Consider the following 461-nt stretch of genomic DNA (forward strand, 5'->3'; position numbering starts at 1 on the left):
TGCGTATCCCGCACTTTCGAACATCCTTCCAACGCGTCGTCCGCGACATGGCAAAAAATCCCCCAACAACGAAAGGCACCCGCACTCTTCGCGGATGGCACCCGGCAATAGCCTGGCGGCTAGCGTTCCGAGCAGGCGCACGCTAGCTCCCGGGGGGTTAAAAAAGGCTTAACGCGGACACGCCGACGGGAGCGGCACGAGGTCACAGCGGAGGCGCAAACCGGGTGGGCAACTGGACAGCCCGCGCCCCGATCGACGAACATCGCTGCCCGACTCGCGAAAACCGCCGACCGCCCGCCTCTCCCGAACCGCCCATGGCGCGACGGCCATCCACCGCCAGTCGACCAGCCCATTCGTCACGCGACCCAGGCCATGCATATCCACGTACTCGTCGTCGAAGACAACTTCGATCTCGCCGGCACCGTCATCGACTACCTCGAGGCCGCCGGGGTGGTCTGCGA

1 protein-coding gene is annotated in these 461 nt (G+C 65.3%); it reads right to left on the reverse strand.

Going from position 1 to position 461, the window contains the following annotated elements:
* Window positions 1–168 precede the first annotated feature (168 nt).
* Window positions 169–461, reverse strand: a 293-nt coding sequence (locus MUU46_RS00105; RefSeq protein WP_258964445.1) for a hypothetical protein, incomplete at its 5' end; no start/stop codon positions are given.

Origin of the sequence: Scandinavium tedordense, assembly GCF_024764965.1 — a bacterium.
Taxonomy (GTDB): domain Bacteria; phylum Pseudomonadota; class Gammaproteobacteria; order Enterobacterales; family Enterobacteriaceae; genus Scandinavium; species Scandinavium tedordense.